The organism is Streptomyces sp. NPDC006385, from assembly GCF_040612485.1.
Lineage (GTDB): Bacteria > Actinomycetota > Actinomycetes > Streptomycetales > Streptomycetaceae > Streptomyces.
The window spans coordinates 39204-61021 of record NZ_JBEXQG010000057.1 but is presented as its reverse complement, the minus strand read 5'-3'; the positions used below and the strand labels follow the sequence as shown (position 1 = coordinate 61021).

The 21818-nt window shown below is 74.2% G+C and carries 12 protein-coding genes; 7 read left to right on the top strand and 5 right to left on the bottom strand.

Translation table 11 applies throughout. The features are described from left to right. From ABZ078_RS32655 to ABZ078_RS32625, 7 genes are all read left to right on the top strand, one after another. Window positions 1–4542 (top strand): amino acid adenylation domain-containing protein (locus ABZ078_RS32655; protein WP_356581307.1); only part of this gene is annotated, 4542 nt, incomplete at its 5' end. Continuing rightward, complete coding sequence (locus ABZ078_RS32650) at window positions 4539–9926, top strand: amino acid adenylation domain-containing protein (RefSeq protein ID WP_356581305.1); 5388 nt, start codon at window positions 4539–4541, stop codon at window positions 9924–9926. The genes ABZ078_RS32655 and ABZ078_RS32650, both read left to right, overlap by 4 nt. Further along, the gene (locus ABZ078_RS32645) at window positions 9923–11035 is read left to right on the top strand and encodes a saccharopine dehydrogenase NADP-binding domain-containing protein (RefSeq protein ID WP_356581303.1); all 1113 of its coding nucleotides are present in this window, start codon (window positions 9923–9925) and stop codon (window positions 11033–11035) included. Before ABZ078_RS32650 ends, ABZ078_RS32645 begins: the two co-directional genes overlap by 4 nt. A 5-nt stretch (window positions 11036–11040) precedes the next feature. Next, window positions 11041–12135 carry a Gfo/Idh/MocA family oxidoreductase gene (locus ABZ078_RS32640; RefSeq protein ID WP_356581301.1) on the top strand — a complete coding sequence of 365 codons (1095 nt, stop codon included), beginning with the start codon at window positions 11041–11043 and terminating at the stop codon, window positions 12133–12135. Then, on the top strand, window positions 12132–13262 hold the full coding sequence (locus ABZ078_RS32635; protein WP_356581299.1) for a cytochrome P450: 1131 nt from the start codon (window positions 12132–12134) through the stop codon (window positions 13260–13262). The genes ABZ078_RS32640 and ABZ078_RS32635 overlap by 4 nt, the downstream gene beginning before the upstream one ends. Window positions 13263–13267: 5 nt before the next feature. Next, the gene (locus ABZ078_RS32630) at window positions 13268–14044 is read left to right on the top strand and encodes an alpha/beta fold hydrolase (protein ID WP_356581297.1); all 777 of its coding nucleotides are present in this window, start codon (window positions 13268–13270) and stop codon (window positions 14042–14044) included. Window positions 14045–14073: 29 nt separating this feature from the next. After that, the gene (locus ABZ078_RS32625; protein WP_356581295.1) at window positions 14074–15099 is read left to right on the top strand and encodes a methyltransferase; all 1026 of its coding nucleotides are present in this window, start codon (window positions 14074–14076) and stop codon (window positions 15097–15099) included. A gap of 63 nt (window positions 15100–15162) precedes the next feature. On the opposite strand, the gene ABZ078_RS32620 is transcribed toward ABZ078_RS32625, so the two are convergent. The 5 genes from ABZ078_RS32620 to ABZ078_RS32600 form a co-directional block, all read right to left on the bottom strand. Beyond that, window positions 15163–16899 (bottom strand): ABC transporter ATP-binding protein, encoded by a 1737-nt coding sequence (locus ABZ078_RS32620; protein WP_356581293.1) that lies wholly within the window; start codon window positions 16897–16899, stop codon window positions 15163–15165. Next, window positions 16896–18698 carry an ABC transporter ATP-binding protein gene (locus tag ABZ078_RS32615; RefSeq protein ID WP_356581291.1) on the bottom strand — a complete coding sequence of 601 codons (1803 nt, stop codon included), beginning with the start codon at window positions 18696–18698 and terminating at the stop codon, window positions 16896–16898. Before ABZ078_RS32615 ends, ABZ078_RS32620 begins: the two co-directional genes overlap by 4 nt. Further along, entirely contained in the window at window positions 18695–19465 is a 771-nt protein-coding gene (locus tag ABZ078_RS32610; protein ID WP_356581289.1) for a methyltransferase, read from the bottom strand. The genes ABZ078_RS32615 and ABZ078_RS32610 overlap by 4 nt, the downstream gene beginning before the upstream one ends. Further along, complete coding sequence (locus ABZ078_RS32605; protein ID WP_356581287.1) at window positions 19452–21047, bottom strand: MFS transporter; 1596 nt, start codon at window positions 21045–21047, stop codon at window positions 19452–19454. Before ABZ078_RS32605 ends, ABZ078_RS32610 begins: the two co-directional genes overlap by 14 nt. Window positions 21048–21137: 90 nt before the next feature. Next, window positions 21138–21806 carry a TetR/AcrR family transcriptional regulator gene (locus tag ABZ078_RS32600; RefSeq protein WP_356581285.1) on the bottom strand — a complete coding sequence of 223 codons (669 nt, stop codon included), beginning with the start codon at window positions 21804–21806 and terminating at the stop codon, window positions 21138–21140. Window positions 21807–21818 lie beyond the last annotated feature (12 nt).

Sequence of the window (21818 nt, the reverse complement as noted above, 5' to 3'; positions counted from 1 at the left end):
ATGCTGCGGGCCGTCTTCGACGAGGACGGACGGCAGCGCGTGCTCCCCGAGGCCGAGGTGCCGGACTTCACCATCCCGGTCCGGGACGGCGAGGAACATCTCACCGCGCTGCGCGAGGAGATGTCCCACCAGGTCCTCGACCCCGCCCGTTGGCCGCTGTTCGACGTACGGGCCGTGCGGTACGGGGAGGGCAGGACGCGCATCGGCGTAAGCCTCGACAACATCGTCCTCGACGGCCTCAGCATGATGACCGTCTTCACTGAGCTGGGCGTGCTGTACGCCGATCCGGACGCCGAACTCCCGCTCGTGGAGCCGACGTTCCGCGACTACCTCGCCTCCGTCCGCCCCGCGCCCGAGACGGTCGCCGCCGACCAGGCGTACTGGCGCGACCGGCTGCCCGAGCTGCCACCGGCGCCCCGGCTGCCGCTGCTGCGCGACCCGGCCACGCTGGGCCGCCCCCGCTTCACGCGCACGTCGGGGCTCCTGACCGCCGACCGCTGGCGGCGGCTGAAGGAACGCGCCCGCGAGCACGGCGTCACACCCTCCACCCTGCTGCTCGCGGCCTACGCGGAGGTGCTCGGCACCTGGAGCGAGAGCCCCGAGCTCACCGTCAACCTCACCCTGTTCGACCGCCAGGAGATCCACCCGGACATCAACCGGGTCCTCGGCGACTTCACCTCGCTGCTGCTCGCCGCCCACCGTCCGCGCCCCGGCGAGCACTGGCTGACCCGCGTACGCGGGCTCCAGGAGCAGTTGTGGCGCGACCTCGACCACCGCTCGGTGTCCGCGGTGTGGGTGATGCGCGAACTGGCCCGGGCACGTGGTGAGTCGGAGGCCGCCGTGCCGGTGGTGTTCACGAGCGCGCTCGGCGTCGACGACGGCGTGTCCATGGACGCGCCCGACGGGTTCCCGCCGCGTGTGTGGGGTGTCAGCCAGACCCCGCAGGTCTGGCTCGACCTCCAGGTGTACGAGGGCCGGGACGGGGCTCTGCGCCATCAGTGGGACGCGGTGCGGGAGCTGTTCCCCGAGGGGCTGGTGGAGACGATGTCCGCCGCCTTCGACGAGTTGCTGCGCCACCTGTGCGACGGCGACTGGCAGACGCCCCGGCCCGCCCTGCTGCCCGAGGGACAGCGTGCGGTCCGCGAACAGGTCAACGCCACGGGGAAGCCCGGCGGCGCACACGCCCTGCACCTGCCGTTCTTCGAGCGGGCCGCCGCCGAGCCCGACTCCCCCGCCCTGCTCTGGGGCGACGACGGTGTGATGTCCCGGGGCGAGCTGCGCGAACGCGCGCTGCGCATCGCCGCCGCACTGGCCGCGCGCGGGGTCGACACCGGTGACACGGTCGCCGTGTCCCTGCCCAAGGGGCCGGACCAGATCAGCGCCGTGCTCGGGGTGCTGGCGGCCGGGGCCGCGTACGTCCCCGTGGGCGCCGACCAGCCTCCGGTGCGACGCGAGCGGATGCTCGCCGCGTCGCGGGCCCGATGCGTCCTCGACGCGGACTTCCTCTCCGAGCCGCTGCCCGCCCCTCTCCCCGCCCCCTTGACCACCGCCCCGGACTCCTGCGCATACGTGATCTTCACATCCGGTTCCACCGGTGAGCCCAAGGGCGTCGAACTCACCCACCGGGCCGCCGCCAACACCGTCGAGGACATCAACGAGCGGCACGGCATCGGCCCCGGCGACCGCGTCCTGGCGGTCTCCGCGCTCGACTTCGACCTGTCCGTGTACGACATCTTCGGACTGCTCGGCGCGGGAGGCGCGCTCGTCCTGGTCGCCGAGGAGGAGCGCAGGGACGCCCAGCGGTGGCGCGATCTGGCCGCACGGCACGGCGTCACCGTCTGGAACTCCGTACCGATGCTGCTGGACATGCTGCTCACCGCGTCGGCGGGGCAGGCACCCCCCACGCTCAGGCTCGCCATGGTCTCGGGCGACTGGGTGCCACTGGACCTGCACGCGCGCCTGACCTCCCGGAGCGGCTGCCGGCTCATCGCCATGGGCGGTGCCACCGAGGCCGCCATCTGGTCCAACGCGTACGACGCCAGCGCCGGCGCCCCGGAGGGCTGGCCGTCGGTGCCGTACGGGACGCCGCTGCGCGCACAGCGCTTCCGGGTCGTGAGTCCGCTGGGCGAGGACTGCCCGGACTGGGTGCCGGGCGAGCTGTGGATCGGCGGAGCCGGGGTGGCCACCGGCTACCGGGGCGATCCCGAGCGCACCGCCGACCGGTTCGTGACCGACGGAGGGGAGCGCTGGTACCGCACCGGCGACCTCGGCCGCTACCGGCCCGACGGGCTGCTGGAGTTCCTGGGGCGGCGCGACCATCAGCTGAAGATCCGGGGCCATCGCACCGAGCTCGGCGAGGTCGACGCGGCGCTGCTCGCGCAGCCGGGAATCGCCCGCGCGATCACCGTCGCGACGGGACCACGGGGGCAGCAGCGGCTGACCGCGTTCGTGGTTCCCGAGGGACCGCTGGACCTCGCCGCGGTCGAGCGCCGTCTCCCCGACCGCCTGCCCGCGCATGCCGTGCCGTCCGCGCTCCTCCTCCTGCCGGACGGGCTGCCGCTGACCGCCAACGGCAAGGTGGACCGCGCCGCGCTCGCCGAGCGCGCGGCCGGTCCAGGGGTGTCGTCCGCCGTGACACGGCAGCCGGCCGGCCCGGTCGAGGAGCTGGTCGCCGCCGCCTGGCGGGAGCTGCTCGGGGCCGAACAGGTCGGCAGGGACGACGAGTTCTTCGCACTCGGCGGCGACAGCCTGCTCGCCACGCGCCTCGTGGCCCGGCTGCGCGAGGCCGGGGTACGCGGCGCCCGCATCGCGGCACTGTTCACCCACCCGGTACTCAAGGACTACGCGGCCACCCTCACCCTGGGCACGAAGAAGCCCGCCACGCAGGTCCTGGTGAGCCATCCGGCGCACGCGCACGAGCCGTTCGAGGCGACCGACGTGCAGCGGGCGTACTGGATCGGGCGTACCGCACAGCTCGACCTCGGCGGGGTCGGCTCGCACTACTACAGCGAGACCGACGAGGAGTACGCCGACATCGCCAGGCTGGAACGGGCCTGGCGGCGGCTCATCGCCCGCCATCCGATGCTGCGGGCCGTCTTCGACGAGGACGGACGGCAGCGCGTGCTCCCCGAGGCCGAGGTGCCGGACTTCACCATCCCGGTCCGGGACGGCGAGGAGCATCTCGCCGCGCTGCGCGAGGAGATGTCCCACCAGGTCCTCGACCCCGCCCGCTGGCCACTGTTCGACGTACGGGCCGTGCACTACACCACGCCGGACGGCGAGCGCCGGACCCGGATCGGGGTCAGCCTGGACAACCTGGTCCTCGACGGCCTCAGCATGATGATCGTCTTCACCGAGCTGCGGCAGCTGCGGGAGGACCCGAACGCCGAACTCCCTTCGGTGGACGTGACGTTCCGCGACTACCTCGCCTCGGCCCAGCCGCCGGACGAAGCGCTGGCGGCCGACCAGGAGTACTGGCGCGACCGGCTCGCCTCGCTGCCCCCGGCGCCCCGGCTGCCGCTGCTGCGCGAGCCGTCGGCGGTCGGCCGCCCGCGCTTCGAGCGCCGCGCCACGCATCTGCCGTACGCGAGGTGGGAGCGGCTGAAGGAACGGGCCCGGGGCTACGGCATCACGCCCTCCGTGCTGTTGCTCGCCGTGTACGCCGAAGCGCTCGGCGAGCACGCCGGAAGTCCTGAACTCACCGTCAACCTCACCCTCTTCGACCGGCAGGAGATCCACCCGGACATCAACCGGATCGCCGGTGACTTCACGTCGCTGCTCCTGGCCGCCCACCACCCGGCGGCGGGCGAGTCCTGGCTCGCCCGGCTGCGGGGCCTGCAGGCCCGCCTGTGGACCGACCTCGACCACCGGGCGGTGTCGGCGGTGTGGGTGATGCGGCAGCTCGCCCAGCAGCGCGGCCCCGATCAGGCGGCCATGCCGGTCGTGTTCACCAGCGCGCTCGGCATCGACGACGAGCGGGCCCGCTTGCTGACCCCGCCGCACTGGTCGGTGTCCCAGACCCCGCAGGTCTGGCTCGACCACCAGGTGCTGGAGGACGCCGAGGGGCTCCGGCTCACCTGGGACGCGGTGACCGGGCTGCTGCCCGACGACCTCACCGAATCGCTGATGGCACGACAACTCGGCCTGCTGGAAGACCTGGTCACGGCCGACGACTGGGAGGCGCTGATCCTCACCACGGGTCTCCGGGCGGGAGAGCAGTCCGCCGTTGCCGCACCGACGGCTGCCGAAGCAGAAGCCGACGGGGGCGGCCCTCCGCGCGGCGCCACCGAGGAACTCGTCGCCGCGCTCTGGTCGGAGCTGCTGCCCGACGCCCCGTTCCCAGGCCGCGCGCAGGGCTTCTTCGCGGCCGGCGGCGACAGCCTGCTCGCCACCCGCCTCATCGCGCGGCTGCGCGAACGCACCGGCGTGGAGGTCCCGCTGCGGGAGTTCTTCGCCGCCCCGACCGTGGCCGCGCTCGCCGCCGCCGTGGCCGGCATCACCGACCGCACCACCGATCAGAACTGGGAAGAGGGGGAGCTGTGAGCGCCGCCGAGCTGGTATCGGAACTGGCCGCCGCCGGAGTCGAGTTGTGGGAGGAGGACGGCCGTATCCGCTTCCGGGCGCCGCAGGGCGCCCTCACCGAGGAACTGCGCGAGCGGCTGCGCGCCGACCGGGACGCCGTACTCACGTATCTGCGGGACCCGTTCGCCGAGCCGCTGGTACCTGACCCGGACGGCCGGCACCTGCCGTTCCCGCTGACGGAGGTGCAGTCCTCGTACCTGCTGGGCCGCACCGACGCCTTCCCCTACGGCGGGATCGGCTGCCACGCCTACCTGGAGTACGAACTGCCGGGCGGCGTCGCCCCCGAGCGGGCCGCCGACGCGTGGCGGGCACTCGTCGAGCGGCACGACGCGCTGCGCACGGTGTACCACCCGGACGGGCAGCAGGTGCTCAAGGACCTGCCGCCGTACGACATCCCGGTGGCGGGTGCCGAGCACGCGGAGCGGTTCCGTGGCGAGCTGGCACAGCGGACTTACGACCCGGCTGCCTGGCCGCTGTTCGACGTGCGGCTCACGCACGCCCCCGAGCGGCTGCTCGTGCACCTCTCCGTCGACCTGCTCGTCACGGACTTCTCCGGGGTGCAGCAACTGCTCGGCGAGCTGGAGCAGTTGTGCCTCGCGCCCGACCGTGCCCTGGAACCCGTACCGGTGTCCTTCCGCGATCACGTGCTCGCCGAGCGGCGGCTGCGCGACAGCGCCCGCTGGGCCCGCGACCGCGCCTACTGGCTGGACCGGCTCGATGATCTGCCGTCCGCGCCCGAACTCCCCGTGCTGAATGAGGAGTCGGGCGGGATCGTGCGGTTCCGGCGGCTGGCCGACCGGCTGACCGCCGAGGAGTCGGCGGCGCTGCGGCGGCGGGCCGCCGGGCGCGACCTGACCGTGTCCACCGTGCTGCTCGCCGCCTACGCCGAGGTGATCGGCCGGTGGAGTGCCAAGCCGCGCTTCACGCTCAACCTGCCGGTGTTCGCCAAGCGCCCCGTGCACCCCGACATCGGCCGGGTCGTGGGCGACTTCACGTCCGTGACCTTGCTGGCCGTCGAGCCCGACGCCGAGAAGGGGTTCGCGGAACGGGCCCGAGCGCTCGGCGGGCGACTCTTCGAGGACCTGGACCACGGGCTGTACTCGGGCGTGGAGGTGCTGCGCGAGGCGGCCCGCCGCTCGGACCGGCAGGCGCTGATGCCGGTCGTGTTCACCAGCACCCTTCAGGGCACTCAGGTGCCGGTCACGGGTCCCGGCAGGGTCGTGTACGGCGTGACGCAGACGCCGCAGGTGTGGATCGACTGCCAGGTGATGGAGTCGGGTGGGGAGATCCTGCTGGGCTGGGACGTGCGGGAGGGCGTCCTGCCGGAGGGCCTGGCCGATGACGCGTTCGGCGCGTTCGCCTCTCTCGTAAGGGAGTTGGCCGTCTCGGACGCTCCGTGGGACAGCACCGACCCGGTGCGGCTGCCCGAGGCGCAGGCGGCCCGGCATGCGGAGGTCAACGCCACCGGGCGGCCCCTGCCCGAAGGGCTGCTGCACGAGCGCGTGTTCGCCGCTGCCGTCACGCACACCGACCGCCCGGCGGTCATCGCCCCCGACCGCACCCTCACCTACGCCGAACTCGCCGGGTACGCCCGGGCGGTGGCCGCCCGGCTGCGGGCGGCCGGGGTCGCGCCGGGCGACCGGGTCGCGATCGTGATGGACAAGGGCTGGGAGCAGGTCCCGGCCGTGCTCGGCGCGCTGGACGCGGGCTGCGTGTACGTGCCGGTCGACACCGTCCACCCGCCCGCCCGCCGCACGAAGGTCCTGGCGTCCAGCGGGGCAGTCGCCGTACTCACGCGGTCGGGCCTGGACGACTCGTACGAGCTGCCGACGATCACCGTCGACACGCTTGAGCCGTCGGAGGTCGTGGAGTCGCGACCGGTGGGCCCCGACCAGGCCGCGTACATCATCTACACCTCCGGCTCGACCGGCGAGCCCAAGGGCGTGGTGGTCTCCCACCGGGCCGCGCTCAACACGGTCGCCGACATCGACGAGCGGTTCGGCGTGGGCCGCGGCGACCGGGTCCTCGGCCTCGCCCAGCTGGGCTTCGACCTGTCCGTCTACGACCTGTTCGGGCCGCTCGCGCACGGCGGGGCGGTCGTCCTACCGGACGCCGAGCGCCGCGGCGACCCCTCGCACTGGGCCGACCTCGCGGCCCGCCACCGGGTGACCCTGTGGAACTCGGTGCCCGCGCAGCTCCAGATGCTGTACGACTACCTGGCCTCCGGCGCCGGTCAGGCCGCCGTGGCGGGGCTGTCCGGGCTGCGGCTCGGGCTGCTGTCCGGCGACTGGATCCCCGTACGCCTGCCGGACCGGGTACGGGAACTGCTGCCGGAGCTGCGGCTGATCAGCCTGGGCGGGGCGACGGAGGCGGCGATCTGGTCCATCCACCATCCGATCGAGCAGCCCGTGGATCCGGACCGGCCGAGCATCCTCTACGGCAGGCCGCTCGCCAACCAGACCTTCCACGTCCTGGACGAGGCCCTGCGGCCGCGGCCGGACTGGGTGCCGGGCGAGCTGTGCATCGGCGGCAGCGGCCTGGCGCTCGGCTACCACGGGGACCCGGAGACGACCGCACGGCGGTTCGTCACCCATCCCGTCACCGGGGAGCGGCTCTACCGGACCGGTGATCTGGGCCGGTGGCTGCCCAGCGGGGACATCGAGTTCCTGGGGCGCGAGGACGGGCAGGTCAAGATCCGGGGCCATCGCATCGAACTCGCCGAGATCGAAGCCGCGTTGACGGGGCATCCGGCCGTCGGCGGGGCAGCCGTGCTCGCCGTCGGCGACGATCCGCTGCAACGCCGGCTGGTCGCCTTCGCGGAACCGGCACGGGTGGCCCCGGTCGCCGAGGCAGGTGGTGTCGTCGTGCGGCGGGCCCGGGAGGCGGCCGACGCGTTCGAGGTGGCCGAGCCGGAGCGGATCGCCGAGTTCGCACGGCTGCTGGACGAGGCGTCGCTGGCGTCCATGCTCGACGCGCTGCACGCCCGCGGCCTGTTCACGGGGCCCGGGGCGGCCCACACGGCCGACGAGGTGGCGCAGGCAGCCGCCGTACCGCGCCACCACCGCCTGCTCCGGCGCTGGCTGCGCGTCCTGCACGCGGACGGTGTCCTGGAGCAGGACGCCGGCCGGTACCGGCTGAGCGCCACGCCGCCCTCGGCCGCCGACGCCTGGGACCGGGTCGCCGCCGTATGGAGCGACGAGCTGGGTCCGCGCGACCTGCTGGACTATCTCCGCGCCAACGCGGACCAGTTGGGTGCGCTGATGGACGACCGGGTCGCCGCGGTCGACCTCCTCTTCCCCGCGGCCCGGATGGAGACCGCCGACGCGGCCTACCGCGAGAACGTCATGTCCGCCTACCTCAACCGTGTCGTCGCCGAAGCCCTGCGCACGGCGGCCGAGGAGCGGGCGCCCGGACGGCCGCTGCGGGTGCTGGAGGTGGGTGCCGGGACCGGGGCGAGTACCGCCGGGGCGCTGGCCGCGCTGGACGGGCGGGAGGTGGAGTGGCTGTTCACCGATGTGAGCCCGTTCTTCCTGGACAAGGCGCGCGAGCGCTTCGGGGACGATCCGAGGCTGCGGTACGGGCTGTACGACGTGGACCGTGACCCGGCCGAGCAGGGGCTGGCGGCGAACTCGTTCGACGCGGTGGTGTGCGCGGGCGTGCTGAACAACGCCCGGGACACGGCGGCGGCGCTCACCGCGCTGCGCTCGCTGCTCGTGCCCGGCGGGCTGCTGCTGGTCACCGAGCCGACGCGGGAGCACTACGAGATCCTGATCTCGCAGGCGTTCATGATGACCGGGGCGGAGGACCTGCGGCGCGCGGACGACACGGACGCCACCTTCGTCACCCGCGAGCAGTGGCTGCGCCTCTTCGCCGAGGCCGGCGGCGAGAACACGCTCTGCCTGCCCGAGCAGGGCCACCCGCTTCAGCCGCTGGGCCAGCACGTCTTCGCCGTACGCTTCAAGACCGACCGAGCCCTGGTGGATCCCGCGGACGCCCTCGACCACCTCGCTGCGCGGCTGCCGGTCTACATGCTGCCCGCCGCGCTGCACGTCCTCGACGCGCTCCCTCTCACGTCCAACGGCAAGGTGGACCGCAAGGCCCTCGGGGCCCGGGCGGCCGTCACGGCCGAGGAGCAGCACACCGTCGCCGTGGCGGAGACCGCCGAGCCCGCCGACGAGTTGGAGGAGCGGCTCGCCGCGGTGGCCGCCGTGGCACTCGGGGTGACGGTCGTCCCGCGCGACCGAAGCCTGTTCGACCTGGGCGCGGACTCGCTGCTGCTCGCCCAGCTGTCGGCGCGGCTGATCGAGGAGGTGCCGCAGGCGGCTGACCAGCAGTTCGACACCCTGCTGCGGGAGCTCCTCAACCGCCCGACGGTCGCCGACCTGGCCCGCCATCTGCGCGGGACGGAGGTCTCCGGGGCCGGTACGGGCGAGGCGAGTGCGCTGCTGCCCCTCGGCGAAGCGCCACACGGCGGGGTGCTGCACGTTCTGGTGCACGAGGGCATCGGCACCATGGCCCCGTACCGGGACCTCGCGGCCCGGCTCACCGCGTACGGACCGCTGGTCGGCCTGGCCGTCGGCGATGTCGAGGCGTGCACGGAGATACCGGCTCAGGAGTTCGTGGAGCGGCTCGCGGCCGAGCACGTACGGCGGTTGACCGCGACCGGTGCCGACCGGTTCCGGCTCACCGGGTACTGCCTGGGCGGGCAGCTCGCCACCGAGATCGCCCGGCAGCTCACCGAGGGCGGGGCGCACGTCGAGCGGCTGACGGTGGTCAGCAGCAGCCCGCCCGCCTTCGTGTGCGAGGACGAGCTGCTGATCGAGCACGCCTTCGCCCGCGTCCTCGGCGCGGACCCGGCGGCGGCCGGCTACCCGGACGAGGAGGAGGAGCTGGGGGCGGCGCTGCGGGCCGTCCTCGACGCCACCCCCGGCCGGGTGCCGTCCGGCGCCTTCGCCGCCCTGTGCGGTGAGCCGCGCCTGGAGGCGGTGGCCCGCCGCATGCGGTCCCTGGCCGACGTGCCTCAGGCGGAGCGGCTCGCGGCGATCGCCCGCACCCTCGGCGGGGACGGCGACGCCGCCCACGTGCCGGGTCTGTACCGGGTGTTCCGGCACGCCTTCGCCGCCGCGTCGCTGCACAGCACCCAGCCGTACGCGGGCGACATCACCCTCGTCCAGCCGCGGGGCCGGCTGCGGTTCCTCGCGGGCTTCGGGCAGGAGGCGGACGAGCTGTGGCGTGAGGTGTGCCTCGGTGATCTGACGGTGGTCGAGGTCGACGGCGACCACTTCAGCTGCCTGCGCGCGCCGCACGCCGACCAGGTGGCCGCGGCTGCCGGAGGCACACCGTGAACCGAGGCCGTACCGCGCCGGTCGCGGTGGGCGTGGTCGGGGCGGCCGGGGCGGTGGGCCGGGCCGTGCTGGACGAGTTGCTGCGGCTCGGGGTGGGGCCGGTGCGGGCGGCGGTGCGCCGTCGGCCCGGCCTGCCCCTGCCCGCGGAGGCCGGGCTGTGGCCGGACCCGGTGGACGTGACCGACACGTCGGCCCTCGCCGCGTTCTGCGCCCAGTGCCGTGTCGTCGTCAACGCCACCGGGCCGGTCCGGGCCGTGGGCCACCGGGTGGCGGCCGCGGCCCTCGCGGCGGGCGCGGATCTGGTCGACGTCAACGACACGGCCGAACTGTCCGAACCGCCGCCGTACGAGCGGCTGTTGCGGTGGCGGACGGCGGTGATCGGGGCGGGGCTGATGCCGGGGCTGGCGGGGCTGCTGCCCGGGCTTCTCACACAAGGTTGGGAGGGCAAAGGCGGCACCCTCACCGTGCGTGTCGGCGGGCTCCCCCACTTCCCGCCCGCCGCGGCCCGGGACTTCATGGACCGGCTTGCCCGCCCCGGTGGCGAGGTGACGGCCGTCTGGCGCGACGGGCGCCGGGTGCCGGGGGCGCTCGCGGTGGAGCGGGAGGCGAGGCTGCCGTACTTCCCCGGGGCCGTGACGGCGATCCCGTACCTCACCGAGGAGGCCGTGGCCGTCGCCCGTCAATACGGGCTCGGCGAGGTGCGCTGGTACACGGTGTTCGGCGGCGAGCACACCCGCGCGGTTCTCGACCGCTATCGCGCGGGACTGGCGCCGGGCGGCCGGGCCGTGGACGAAGCGGCGGACGAGCTGTCGCGTGCCACGCTCACCGATCTGGCGGGCCGCGCGCCGTACCAGGCCGTGACCTGCGAGCTGGACGGACGCGCGCTCGTCCTCACCGGCACGGACTCTTCCGCCCTCACCGGAACCACCGCCGCCCACGCGGCATCGGCCGTGCTGAACGGTGAACTCCCGCCCGGACAGCTGCACTTCGCCGAACTCCCCGATCCGGCGCACCTCACCCGGCGTATCGCCCAGGCCCCGGCCGTGACCGGGCTTCGGCTGCTGGACAGGCCGCTCGCCGAACTCCCCCTGGAAGAAGGAATCCTGTGACTCCCGTGAACCGAGTCGTCGTCTGCGGCACCGGTTTCGGCCGCGTGTACCTCAGTGCCTTCCGGAAGCCCTCGGCGGACTTCCCGTTCCGGCTGACCGGCGTCCTCGGCCGGGGCAGCGCCCGCTCCAAGGCATGCGCGGAAAGCTACGGCGTCCCCCTGCTCACCGACCCGGACGAGGTGCCCCGGCACGCCGACCTGGCCTGCGTGGTGGTGCCCAACGGGGTCGGCGGCGGGGAGGGGGCCGCGCTCGCGCAGCGGCTGATGGCGCACGGGGTGCACGTGCTGCACGAGCATCCGATCCACCAGGTGGAACTGGCCGCCTGCCTGCGCACCGCCCGCCGCCACAACGTCCACTACCGGCTCAACACGTTCTATCCGCACCTGGCTCCCGTGCGCCGCTTCCTCGCGGCGGCCCGCCATCTGGCCGAGCGGCAGGACGTGCTGTACGCGGAGGGGTGGTGTGCCGTCCATGTGTCGTACGACCTGATCGACATCCTCGGCCAGGCGCTCGGCGGACTGCGGCCCTGGCAGCTCGGGGACCCCGTGTCCAGTGGCGGGCCGTTCACCACCCTGGAGGGCCGGCTCTCCGGGGTCCCCCTCACCCTGCGTGTCCTGAACCAGCTCGACCCGGAGGACCCCGACAACCACACCCACCTGCTGCACCGGGCCACCCTGGGCTTCAGCGGCGGCACGCTGATCCTGGCCGGGACGCACGGCCCGGTCCTGTGGAGCCCGGCGCTGCCCGCCCCGCGCGGGGACGACGGCGAGCTGGACTTCGACGCCGAGGCCCACCGCCTGGTGCACCTGCCGAGCGTCCAGCCGGTCGGCCCGGCCGAGGCGCCCACGCACCGGGAGGTGTACGCCGACGTGTGGCCGGACGGCGTCCGGCGGGCGCTGCGGGCCACGGCGGAAGCGGCCGGGGCGGGAGAGGACCCGATGCGCGCGGGCCAGTACCACCTCACCCTCAGCCAGATCTGGCAGGACCTCACGGCCCGGCTCGGCTACCCGGACCTGGTACGCCGCCCCGCGCCGGAGCCGGTCACCGCGCCCGACCTGGTCGCGGCGGTGCGTGAGCGCGAGGGGCTGGGGCACCCATGACCACCTCGACGGCCGCTTTCAACCCGCTGGACCTGAGTCACACCGACGACCCGTATCCCCGGCTGGCCGCGCTGCGCCGCGAACGGCCGGTCTCCACGCCGCTGCCCGGCTGGCACGTGGTGGTCCGCGACGCGGACGTGCGGGCGGTGCTGGCGGACCCGGCTCTCTGGTCGAGCCGCCGCAACAACACCTCCGTACCCGACACACCCGAAGCGGACCGGGAGTTGGCCCTTTCCCAGCTCGACCCGCCCGCGCACACGCGGCTGCGTCGGCTCCTCTCCCCCGCCTTCGCCCGGACCGTCGTCGCGGAGCTGGAACCCGTCGTGCGGGAACGGGCCGGGGCGCTGGCTGACCGCCTCCAGCAGGACGCGGACCGATTCCAGCAGGACACCGACCTGGTCCCCGCGTTCACCGCGCCGCTGCCACGCGCCGTCCTGGCCGCGTTCTGCGGAGTGGACGACATCGACGCGGCGGACTACGACCGCTGGGCCGGCACCTTCACCGACCTGCTGGGCCACCGGGCGCACGCCGAGTGGCCCGCCTTCGAGCGCTGGGCGCTGCGGACCACCGACGGCTCCGGCGGGCTGAGCGGTGTCCTGCAGCGGCTGGACCGCGCCGAGGCGGTGACCTTCCTGCACTTCCTGATCGTGGCCGGAGCGCCCAACCTCCGCCATGCGCTGGGGAATCTGGTGCTGCGGCTGCTGAGCGAAGACCACTGGCGGGCCGAGGGGCTGGCGGAGGCGATCGAGGAGTCGCTGCGCCTGGACCCGCCCGCGCTGTGGCAGATGCGCACTGCGACCCGTGACACCACCGTGGGCGACACGCCCGTACGGGCCGGGGAACGGGTGGTCGCCGTCGTCGCCTCCGCCAATCGCGACCCGGTCCGCTGGGGTGCGGACGCCGACGCGTTCCGGCCCGGCCGGCCGGGACTGCGCGCCCATCTGGCGTTCGGCAAGGGCCCGCACGCCTGCCTCGGCGCCTCCCTCACCCGGCTCCAACTACGGGTGGTGGCCGAGGTGTTGATCGGGCGGTATCCGAAGCTGCGGCTCGCGCCCGGCTTCCGTTTCCGCCGTGCCGGCGACTTCATGAGCCGCGGCCCCGCCGCGCTTCCCGTCCACCTGGAGTGACTCCTGTGACCAGCTTTGCTTCCTCCTGGCTCCGCCGCCCGCTGCCCCGCCCCACGGCACATGTGTCGCTGGTGTGCTGTCCGCACGCCGGCGGCAGCGCCGCCTTCTACACCGCGTGGGCCCGGCTGCTGCCGCCGCACGTGGAGCTCGTCGCCGTGCAATACCCGGGCCGCCAGGACCGGCTCACGGAACCCGCCGCCGAGTCCATGGACGAGCTTGCCGGGGCCGTGGCCGAAGCGCTGCGCGCCGACCGGCCGGGCCGGGAACACGTCCTGTTCGGGCACAGCATGGGCGCCTCGGTCGCCTGGGAGACCGCCCTGCGGCTGGAGGCATCGGGCACGGGCCCACGGCACGTGGTCGTCTCCGGGCGTCCCGGACCGCGCCGCCAGCGCCCCGGCACGGTCCACCTGCGGGACGACGACGGCCTCGCCGCCGAACTGCGCCGCCTCGACGGCACCCACGCCACCCTGCTCGACGACCCCGAGGTGCGGGCGGTGCTGCTGCCCGCGGTACGGGCCGACTACCGCCTCATCGAGACGTACCGTCCGGACACCGCCGCCCGGCTGCGCTGCCCTCTCACCGCCCTCACCGGGGACCGCGACGAGGAGGCGACGGAGGCGGAGATGGCGGCGTGGCAGAGCGCCACGTCGGGGGCGTTCGGCAGTCTGGTGCTGCCGGGCGGTCACTTCTACCTGGTCGCGGAGGTGGAGCGGGTTGTCGCAACCGTGCTCGACGCCTGCGGTGCGTCCGCCCCTGCCGCCGTGCACCCCGTACTCCCCTGAAGCCGAAGCTGGAGCTGGAGCTGAACGACATGACCACCCTTCCCCAAGCCGCCCCCTCGCGGGTCGACCTGGCCGCGCTCGCCGACCTCGTCACCCCGTGGGCCATCAGGGTCGCGGCGACCCTGCGCCTGGCCGACCACATCGCCGCCGGTCACACGGCACTGCCCGACCTCGCCCGGGCCGCGGACGCCGACCCGGACGCCCTGCGCCGCATGCTGCGCGTGCTCACCGGCCGGGGCGTCTTCGCCGAGCCGGAGGAGGACACGTACGCCCTGACGCCCGCAGCCGAACTCCTCAAGGACAGCGGGGCGTTCGGATTGCGCGCCTGGTACGATCTGGACGGCATGGGCGGACGCATGGACCAGGCGTTCGGGCGCCTGCTGGACACCGTGCGCACCGGGGAGCCCGCCTACCCTCTCGTGCACGGCCGGTCCCTGTGGCAGGACACCCTGGAGGACCCCGGACTCGCCTGCTCCTACGCCGACTTGATGGCCGCGCACACCAGGTTCGCGGCCCCGGAGGTCGTCGCGGCGTACGCCTGGCCCGAGCGCGGGCACGTGGTGGACGTCGGCGGCGGTTCCGGATCCCTGCTCGCCCGGCTGCTCACCGCGCGCCCCGCGCTGCGCGGCACGCTGCTCGACCTCCCCGAGGCCGCCGAGGAGGCGCGGCGCGCGCTGGCGTCGGCCGGGCTGGCGGAGCGTGCCTCGGTGCATCCCGGCAGCTTCTTCGACCCGCTGCCGGCGGGATCGGACCTGTATCTGCTCACCTGGGTGCTGCACGACTGGAGCGACGAAGAGGCCGAACACATCCTGCGCCGGTGTGCCGAAGCGGCCGGCGAGGGCGGCCGGGTCCTTGTCGTGGAGAACCTGGTCACCGACGGGCGCCGCGCCGACGTCGCCGCGGCCATGGATCTACGGCTGCTGGTGCTGTTCGGCGGCCGGGAACGTACGCCCCGGCAGCTGGACGACCTGGTGGCCCGGGCCGGGCTGCGGATCACCGGCCGCCAGGTCACGGGAACCGGCATCCACCTGGTGACCTGCGCGCCCACCGGGTGACCCACAGGCGGAAGGGCGGCACGGTAACCCACCGTGCCGCCCTTCCGCCTACTCGGGCACTGTTCAGGAACGCACCGCCAGCCGCCACCCGCTCGCCTGCTCCCGCTCACCCCAGAACGCCGCGTAGCGCCCGCCGAGTGCCAGCAGTTCCTCGTGCGTCCCCTGCTCGACGATCCGCCCGCCATCCAGGAACGCGATCAGATCGGCGCCCCGGATGGTGTCGAGGCGGTGGGCCACGACGAGAACCGTCCGATCCGCGGTGAGTGCTCCCAGCGCCTGCTGGACCGCGGCCTCGTTCTCCGCGTCGAGCGCCGAGGTCGCCTCGTCGAGCAGCACGATCGGGGCCTGCTTGAGCAGGGCCCGGGCCAGCGAGATCCGCTGCCGCTCCCCGCCCGACAGGGCCGCGCCGCCCTCGCCGACGCGGGCGTTCCAGCCGTCCGGGAGCCGCTCGGCGATCTCGTCGACCCGCGCGAGCCGACCGGCCTCGCGCACCTCCTCGTCCGTGGCGTCCTCCCGTCCGGCGCGGATGTTCTCCTCGATCGTGCCCGCGAAGAGGTACACGTCCTGGAAGACCATGGCGAGCCGCGCCATCAGCTGATCCGTCGTCAGGTCACGGACGTCCGCCCCGCCGACACGGACCGTGCCCGCGGTCACGTCCCAGAAACGGGCGATCAGCCTGGTCACCGTGGTCTTGCCCGAGCCGGAGGGACCGACCAGCGCCACCGTCTTCCCGGCCGGGACACGCAGGTCGAGTCCGTCGAGCACGGTGCGCCCGTCGCCGTAGCCGAAGGAGACACCGTCGACTTCGATGCCGTACGCCTCCGGGAGCGGCGCCTCGGTCTCCGGCTGCGGCAGCGGATCGGCGGCGAGCACCTCGTCCAGGCGCTCCAGCGTGCCGCGGGCGACCCGCAGGGAGCCCCCCAACTCGGCCGCCGCACCCATGGGTTCGACGAAGCGCACGGCCAGCACAAGGACCGCGATCAGCTCACCCGCACCGACCGATCCACCCACCGCCAGAACCGTGCCGAGCAGCAGGACGCAGGTGAAGCAGAGCTGCACGGCGAGCGCGAAGCCCGCGATGCCCGGTACGCCGATACGTACGGCGGCGCGGGCCTTGGCCTGCTGCTCGCGCAGGGCGGCGTCGAGGAGTTCGTGATCCTCGGCGGTCCGCCCGAAGGCGCGCAGCGCGGGCTGGTGCCGGGCGAACTCCACCAGCCGGTCCGCGGTCTCGACGGCGGCGGCATGGGACTGCCGGTCGACGCGGGACATCAGCCGCCCGGACCAGCGGTACGCGGCGGCCGCGACGGGCGCCGCCACCACCATGGCCAGCGCGAGCCGCCAGTCGAAGACGAACGTGGCGAGAACGACGACGGCGGGCGTGACGAAGGCGTTGCACAGCGGCCGCAACAGGTTGGCGGCGGCGTTCATCACCTGGACCACGCCCTGTCCCGCCAACTGGCCCAGCGCACCGGTGCGTTCGCCGCCGAACCAGCCCAGCGGAAGGGCGACGACATGGTCACCGATGCGGTGGTGCAGCGTGCGCCCGAGGTCGGCGCTGAAGCGGTTGCCGCGCACAGCCGCGGTGAAGGCGACGGCCCCGTAGGCGACCGTCGCGACGGCGAGGGCGGCGACCCAGGGCCAGGCCGCCTCGGGGTCGTCGCCGAGGAGCCGGGTCAGCAGCGGTACCAAGAGCGCGTAAGCCACTCCCTGGAGGGCGGCGGCGACGGCCGCCCACAGCAGGACGCGGCGCAGCCCCTCCGTCTGCTCCCGTCCCAGTACGCGTGTCAGCAGCGCGGTCATCGCGCGGCTCCCTTCTGCTGGAGGGCCCACATGCGGGCGTAGCGGCCGTCCAGGGCCAGCAGTTCGGCGTGGGTGCCCTGTTCGGCGATGCGTCCGCCGTCCAGGACGACGATGTGGTCGGCGTCCCGTACCGTCGCGAGCCGGTGGGCGATGACCAGCAGGGTGCGGCCCGCGGCAAGCGCGGACAGGGCCCGCTGGACTGCGGCCTCGGACTCGGGGTCGGCGAAGGAGGTCGCCTCGTCCAGGACGAGGACGGGGGCGTCGGCGAGCAACGCGCGGGCCACGGAGAGGCGTTGGGACTCGCCGCCGGAGAGCAGCGCGTCCTCGCCGATCACCGAGTCGTAGCCGCGCGGCAGGGCGCGGATCCGTTCGTGGATGTGCGCGGCGCGCGCGGCCTGCTCCACGGCTGCTTCGTCGGCGTCCGGGCGGCCGAGGCGGATGTTGTCGCGGACGGTGGTGCGCAGCAGGTGGGGTTCCTGGAAGACGAAGGACACCTGGCGGTACAGGTCGTTCGGGGCGATGTCCCGTACGTCCGTGCCGCCGATCCGTACCGTTCCGGCGGTCGGGTCCCAGAAGCGGGGCACCAGTCTGGCGAGGGTGGACTTGCCCGAGCCGGAGGCGCCGACCAGGGCGGTGACGGTGCCGGGCCGCAGGGTCAGGTCGATGCCGCTCACGACGTCCGTGGCGCCGTTGTAGCTGAAGCCGACGCCGGTCAGCTCGACACCGCCGTCCTGTCCCGGCGCCGCGGCCTCGGACGCCTCGGGGAGGGCCGGTACGGACAGCAGTGCTTGCAGCTCGCGGGCGCTCTGCATGCCGCCCTGGACGGCGTGCCCGGACTGGGCCAGCCCCATCACGGACCCGGTCAGCGCCGGGCCCAGCAGGACGAACGGCACGAGGTCGAGCGCGTCGGTCCAGCCCTGGGTGACGAACAGGGTGCCGGCCGCGGTGGCGAGGAGCAGGGCGGCCGGGCCGGACAGGGCGAGCGCGGCCGACGTACTGGCCCGCGTCGTGCTCATGATCCAGTCACGGAAGAAGACGGAGAAGCTGTCGGCGGCGTCGTCGTAGGCGCGATGGGCGCGGGATGTGCGGCCGTACGCCTTGATCACCGTGATGCCGTGGACGAGTTCGACGACGGCCGCGTTGACGGCGCCCATCGCGCCGAAGAACCGTGCCGTCACCTCCTCGCCGCCGGACATGGCCTGCTTGAAGAAGTAGCCGCCGAGCAGGAGCGGGAGCAGGGCGACGAGGGCGAGGCGCCAGTCCACGGTCAGCAGATAGACCAGGGCGGTCAGCGGCGCCACGATCGCCGAGGTGACCTCCAGCGCCGTGTGCGCGATCAAGTGGTGCAGGGCGGAGATGTTGTCGCCCGCCGCCTTCTTCACCTCGCCCGAGCTGTTCTCGGTGAACCAGCCGAGCGGCAGCCGCCCCAGGTGCCCGGCTATGCGGCGGCGCAGCCCGAACTGGAGGTCGGCGTCGGCGTGATGGGTGAGGACGCCGGCGGTCGCGTAGAGCACGAGCCGGGCCACCAGGGCGGCCACGGCGGTCCAGGCCGCGGCCCAGGCACGGCCTTCGTCCGGGCCGCCGGACGCCAGCAGGGCGCGGGCGAGTTCGGCGACCGCGATGAACGGGATCATCGAGCAGACAGCGGCGGCGGCCTGGGCGACGACCGCGGCGATCAGGCGCCCGCGTACGGGGGCGAGCAAGTCTCCGAGGCCGGGCGGCTTGCCGGGGTCCTCGGGTGGCTGGGGGGCGGTGTCGGGGGTGCCCGCTCGCGAGTCCGCGAGGGCCGCGCCGGTCATGAGAGTTCCTCTCGGGTGGTGGTGGATCGGAGTACGGCGAAATCGGGGCCGAGCGGCGTGCAGACGAGCCCGGCGGCGCCGGCTTCCTCGGCGAGGTCGTCGATGCCGATCCCCGACCAGGGAAGCGGCACGGCGTGCTCACGGACGACCGTCTCCCCGTCGCGCACGCGGTAGGTGAGGGTCCAGCCGTCGTCGGCGCCCTCGCTCCACGACTCGTAGTCCAGGGCGCCGACGCGACGGGTCGCCAGACGGAGCGGGGCCCGGGTCGGGGGTGCGGTGCGGTCGAGGACGTCCACGACGGCGGGAGCTCCGGGCGCCAGCCGCTCGCTCAACAGCCGCCACAGGGCGGCGCGTTCAGCAGGTCCGAGGTGTCCTACGACGCCGAGGGCGACGGCCGCGCACAGGCGGGGCGGCAGCCGCGCGTCGTTCACCGTGCCCGCGGTGACGGTGACGCGCGAGGCGAGTTCGGGACGGCAGGCGAGCCGGGTGGACAGCGCGATGCGCATCCCGGCGGAGGGCTCCACCGCCAGCAGTTGGGCGCCGGGAACGGCGTCGGCGGCGGCCTCGGTGGACAGCCCGGTGCCCGCGCCGATGTCGAGCAGGGGCCCGTGCCCGGGATCGACGCGGTCGAGTGCCCGGCGCAGCAGCGGGCCGAGCCGCGCCCAGGCGGGGGCGGCGAGGAGGTCGTAGAACTCGGCGGCCGGACCGTAGAGGTCGTGGTCGGTGGTGTCAGGGACGTCGCGCTCGGTGGTGTCAGGCAGGGCCATCCGCCGCCTCCTTCGCGGTCAGCTGGTCCCGGTCGCGGATGAGGGTCCACGAGGCGAGGGCGGCGAGCAGGCTGACCACGGCCGCCGCGACGCAGATGGTCGCCAGGCCACCGGTGAGCGCGGAGCGGGCCGCGTCCAGGACCGGTTCGCGTGCCGCGGCGGGCAGAGCCCGTTCGAGCGAGCCGAACTGCCCGGCGGCCACAGCGTCCCGGACCTGCTGCCGCATCCCCTCCGGGACGTTCAGCGCGGCGAGCCGCGTGTCGTCGAGGTCGCTGTCGATGCGGGTGCTGAACACGGCGCCGAAGGCGGCCACTCCGGCCGCCGTGCCGAGCGGGAAGAAGGTGTTGGTCATCCCGGACGCCATCCCGGCCCGCTCCGGCGGCACCACCCCGACGGCTATGCCCATCAGCGGCGGGAAGGCGATCGCCCCGCCGATGCCGAGGAGCACCAGGCCGGGCAGCATGACCAGCCACGAGTCGTCGGGCCCGACGCGCGCCATGGTGAGCAGCCCGACAGCGGTGATGCCCGTGCCGAGCGCCATGACGCCGCGCGTCGGCATCAGCTTCAGGAAAAGCCCGCTGAACGGGGCGACGAGCATGATGAAGGCGGTCATCGCCAGCAGCCGCAGCCCGGTGCCCAGCGGGCTGTGACCGAGCATCCCGGACAGCCACAGGATCAGATACGGCAGCACACCGAAGCTGACGACGCGGCAGACGAAGCTGAGCACGATCGCGCCGGTGAACGACGGCACTCGCAGCAGCCGTACGTCGAACATCGCCGCGTCCCGGCGCCGTGTCTCCCACGCCGTGAACCCGGCGACGAGCAGCGCCCCGGCCACCAGGGGCAGCAGGGCGGAGGCCGAGGTCCAGCCGTCCTCGGGGCCGGTCACCAGGCCGTAGTTGAGACCGAGCAGCGCCCCGGCGGCGAGCAGCAGCCCGACGAGGTCGAACCGGCCCTCGGGGCGCGGCCGTTCGCCCTTGCGCTCCCGGGGTACGCGCAGCGCGGCGCCGGCGATGATGAGGGCACCGACCGGCAGGTTGACGTAGAAGATCCACCGCCAGTCGAGACCTTCGACCACGGCACCGCCCACCAGCGGGCCGAGGGCGGCCGCGGCGCCGCCCGCCGCCGAGAACATCCCGATCGCCGACTGGCGGCGCGGGCCCTCGTAGGCCCCGGCGATCAGGGCGAGGGCGGTCGACATCACCATCGCACCGCCCAGGCCCTGCACGGCGCGGCAGGCGATCAGCGTCCCGACGCCGGGTGCGGCGCCGCAGCCCGCCGACGCGACGGTGAAGACCGCGACGCCGGTGAGGAACATGTTCCGGCGCCCGATCCGGTCGGACAGCGCCCCCGCGGGGAGCAGGAGCGCCGCGAACACCAGCGTGTAGGCGTTCACCACCCACTGGAGGCCGGTCAGTCCGGCGTCGAGATCGGCGGCGACTTCGGGCAGGGCGACGTTGACGACGGTGATGTCCAGCGTCATCAGCACGGCGGCCAGTGATGTCGTGGCGAGCAGCCAGCCGTTGCCGGCCGGCGGGCCGGTCTCGTCGGCGGCCGGCTCCTGGCGTACGTCCTGGGTCATGGGCAAACCCCTTGCAGACATGGGTATACGACGTATACATGCGGGCGGACGGCAGCGGTACACCGCGTGCTCGATCCGGCGGCCCCCGGCTCAGTTCGGCGGCAACAGGCCCCGCAGAAGGGCTTTCAGGCCGGGCACGAACGCGTCCTCCGCCGCCGCCTGGCGCGGCGGGCGGGCCAGCATCCGGGCCAGCCGGGGATGTTCGGTCATGCGGACTCGGGTCATCAGCTCATGCCGGGCCGGGCGGCCCTCGGGCCGCAGCGCGGGCAGGTACGACAGGTGCCCGAAGGTGTACCACCACAGCGCCCAGTAGGCGTCGGCCGCCTCGTCGTCGCTGAGCCCCGCCTCCTCCAGCAGGGCGAGCACATGCTCGACGAACCGCGAGGCGCGCGGCCCGAACAGCTCGCCGGCCTTGAGGACTTCGGCCACCCACGGCTCGGCCGTCAGATGGTCGTGCAGCGCGCGAAAGGCCAGGACCAGCCGGTCCGAGGGCGAGCCGTCGCGGTCCGGGAGCACCAGTTGCTCGGCCACGTCGTCCAGCATCGCGACCAGCAACTCCCGCTTGTCGCCCACGTGCCGGTACAACGCCATGGCCGTCACGCCGAGTTCCGCCGCGACACGGCGCAGGGTGACCGCCGACAGCCCCTCGTCGCGGGCGACCCGCCGTCCGGCGGCCACGACGGTCGCCCGGTTCAGCGGGGCGCGGCGCTTCCCGTTCCCGGGGCGCGTTCCGTCGCTGTCGGTCGTCGAGCTCGGCATACCGCCACCCTA

Coding starts and splice junctions, on each gene's coding strand:
- ABZ078_RS32610 (WP_356581289.1), bottom strand. CDS start 19,465: ATGGCCCTGCCTGACACCACCGAGCGCGACGTCCCTGACACCACCGAC.
- ABZ078_RS32625 (WP_356581295.1), top strand. CDS start 14,074: ATGACCACCCTTCCCCAAGCCGCCCCCTCGCGGGTCGACCTGGCCGCG.
- ABZ078_RS32615 (WP_356581291.1), bottom strand. CDS start 18,698: ATGACCGGCGCGGCCCTCGCGGACTCGCGAGCGGGCACCCCCGACACC.
- ABZ078_RS32600 (WP_356581285.1), bottom strand. CDS start 21,806: ATGCCGAGCTCGACGACCGACAGCGACGGAACGCGCCCCGGGAACGGG.
- ABZ078_RS32605 (WP_356581287.1), bottom strand. CDS start 21,047: ATGACCCAGGACGTACGCCAGGAGCCGGCCGCCGACGAGACCGGCCCG.
- ABZ078_RS32620 (WP_356581293.1), bottom strand. CDS start 16,899: ATGACCGCGCTGCTGACACGCGTACTGGGACGGGAGCAGACGGAGGGG.
- ABZ078_RS32635 (WP_356581299.1), top strand. CDS start 12,132: ATGACCACCTCGACGGCCGCTTTCAACCCGCTGGACCTGAGTCACACC.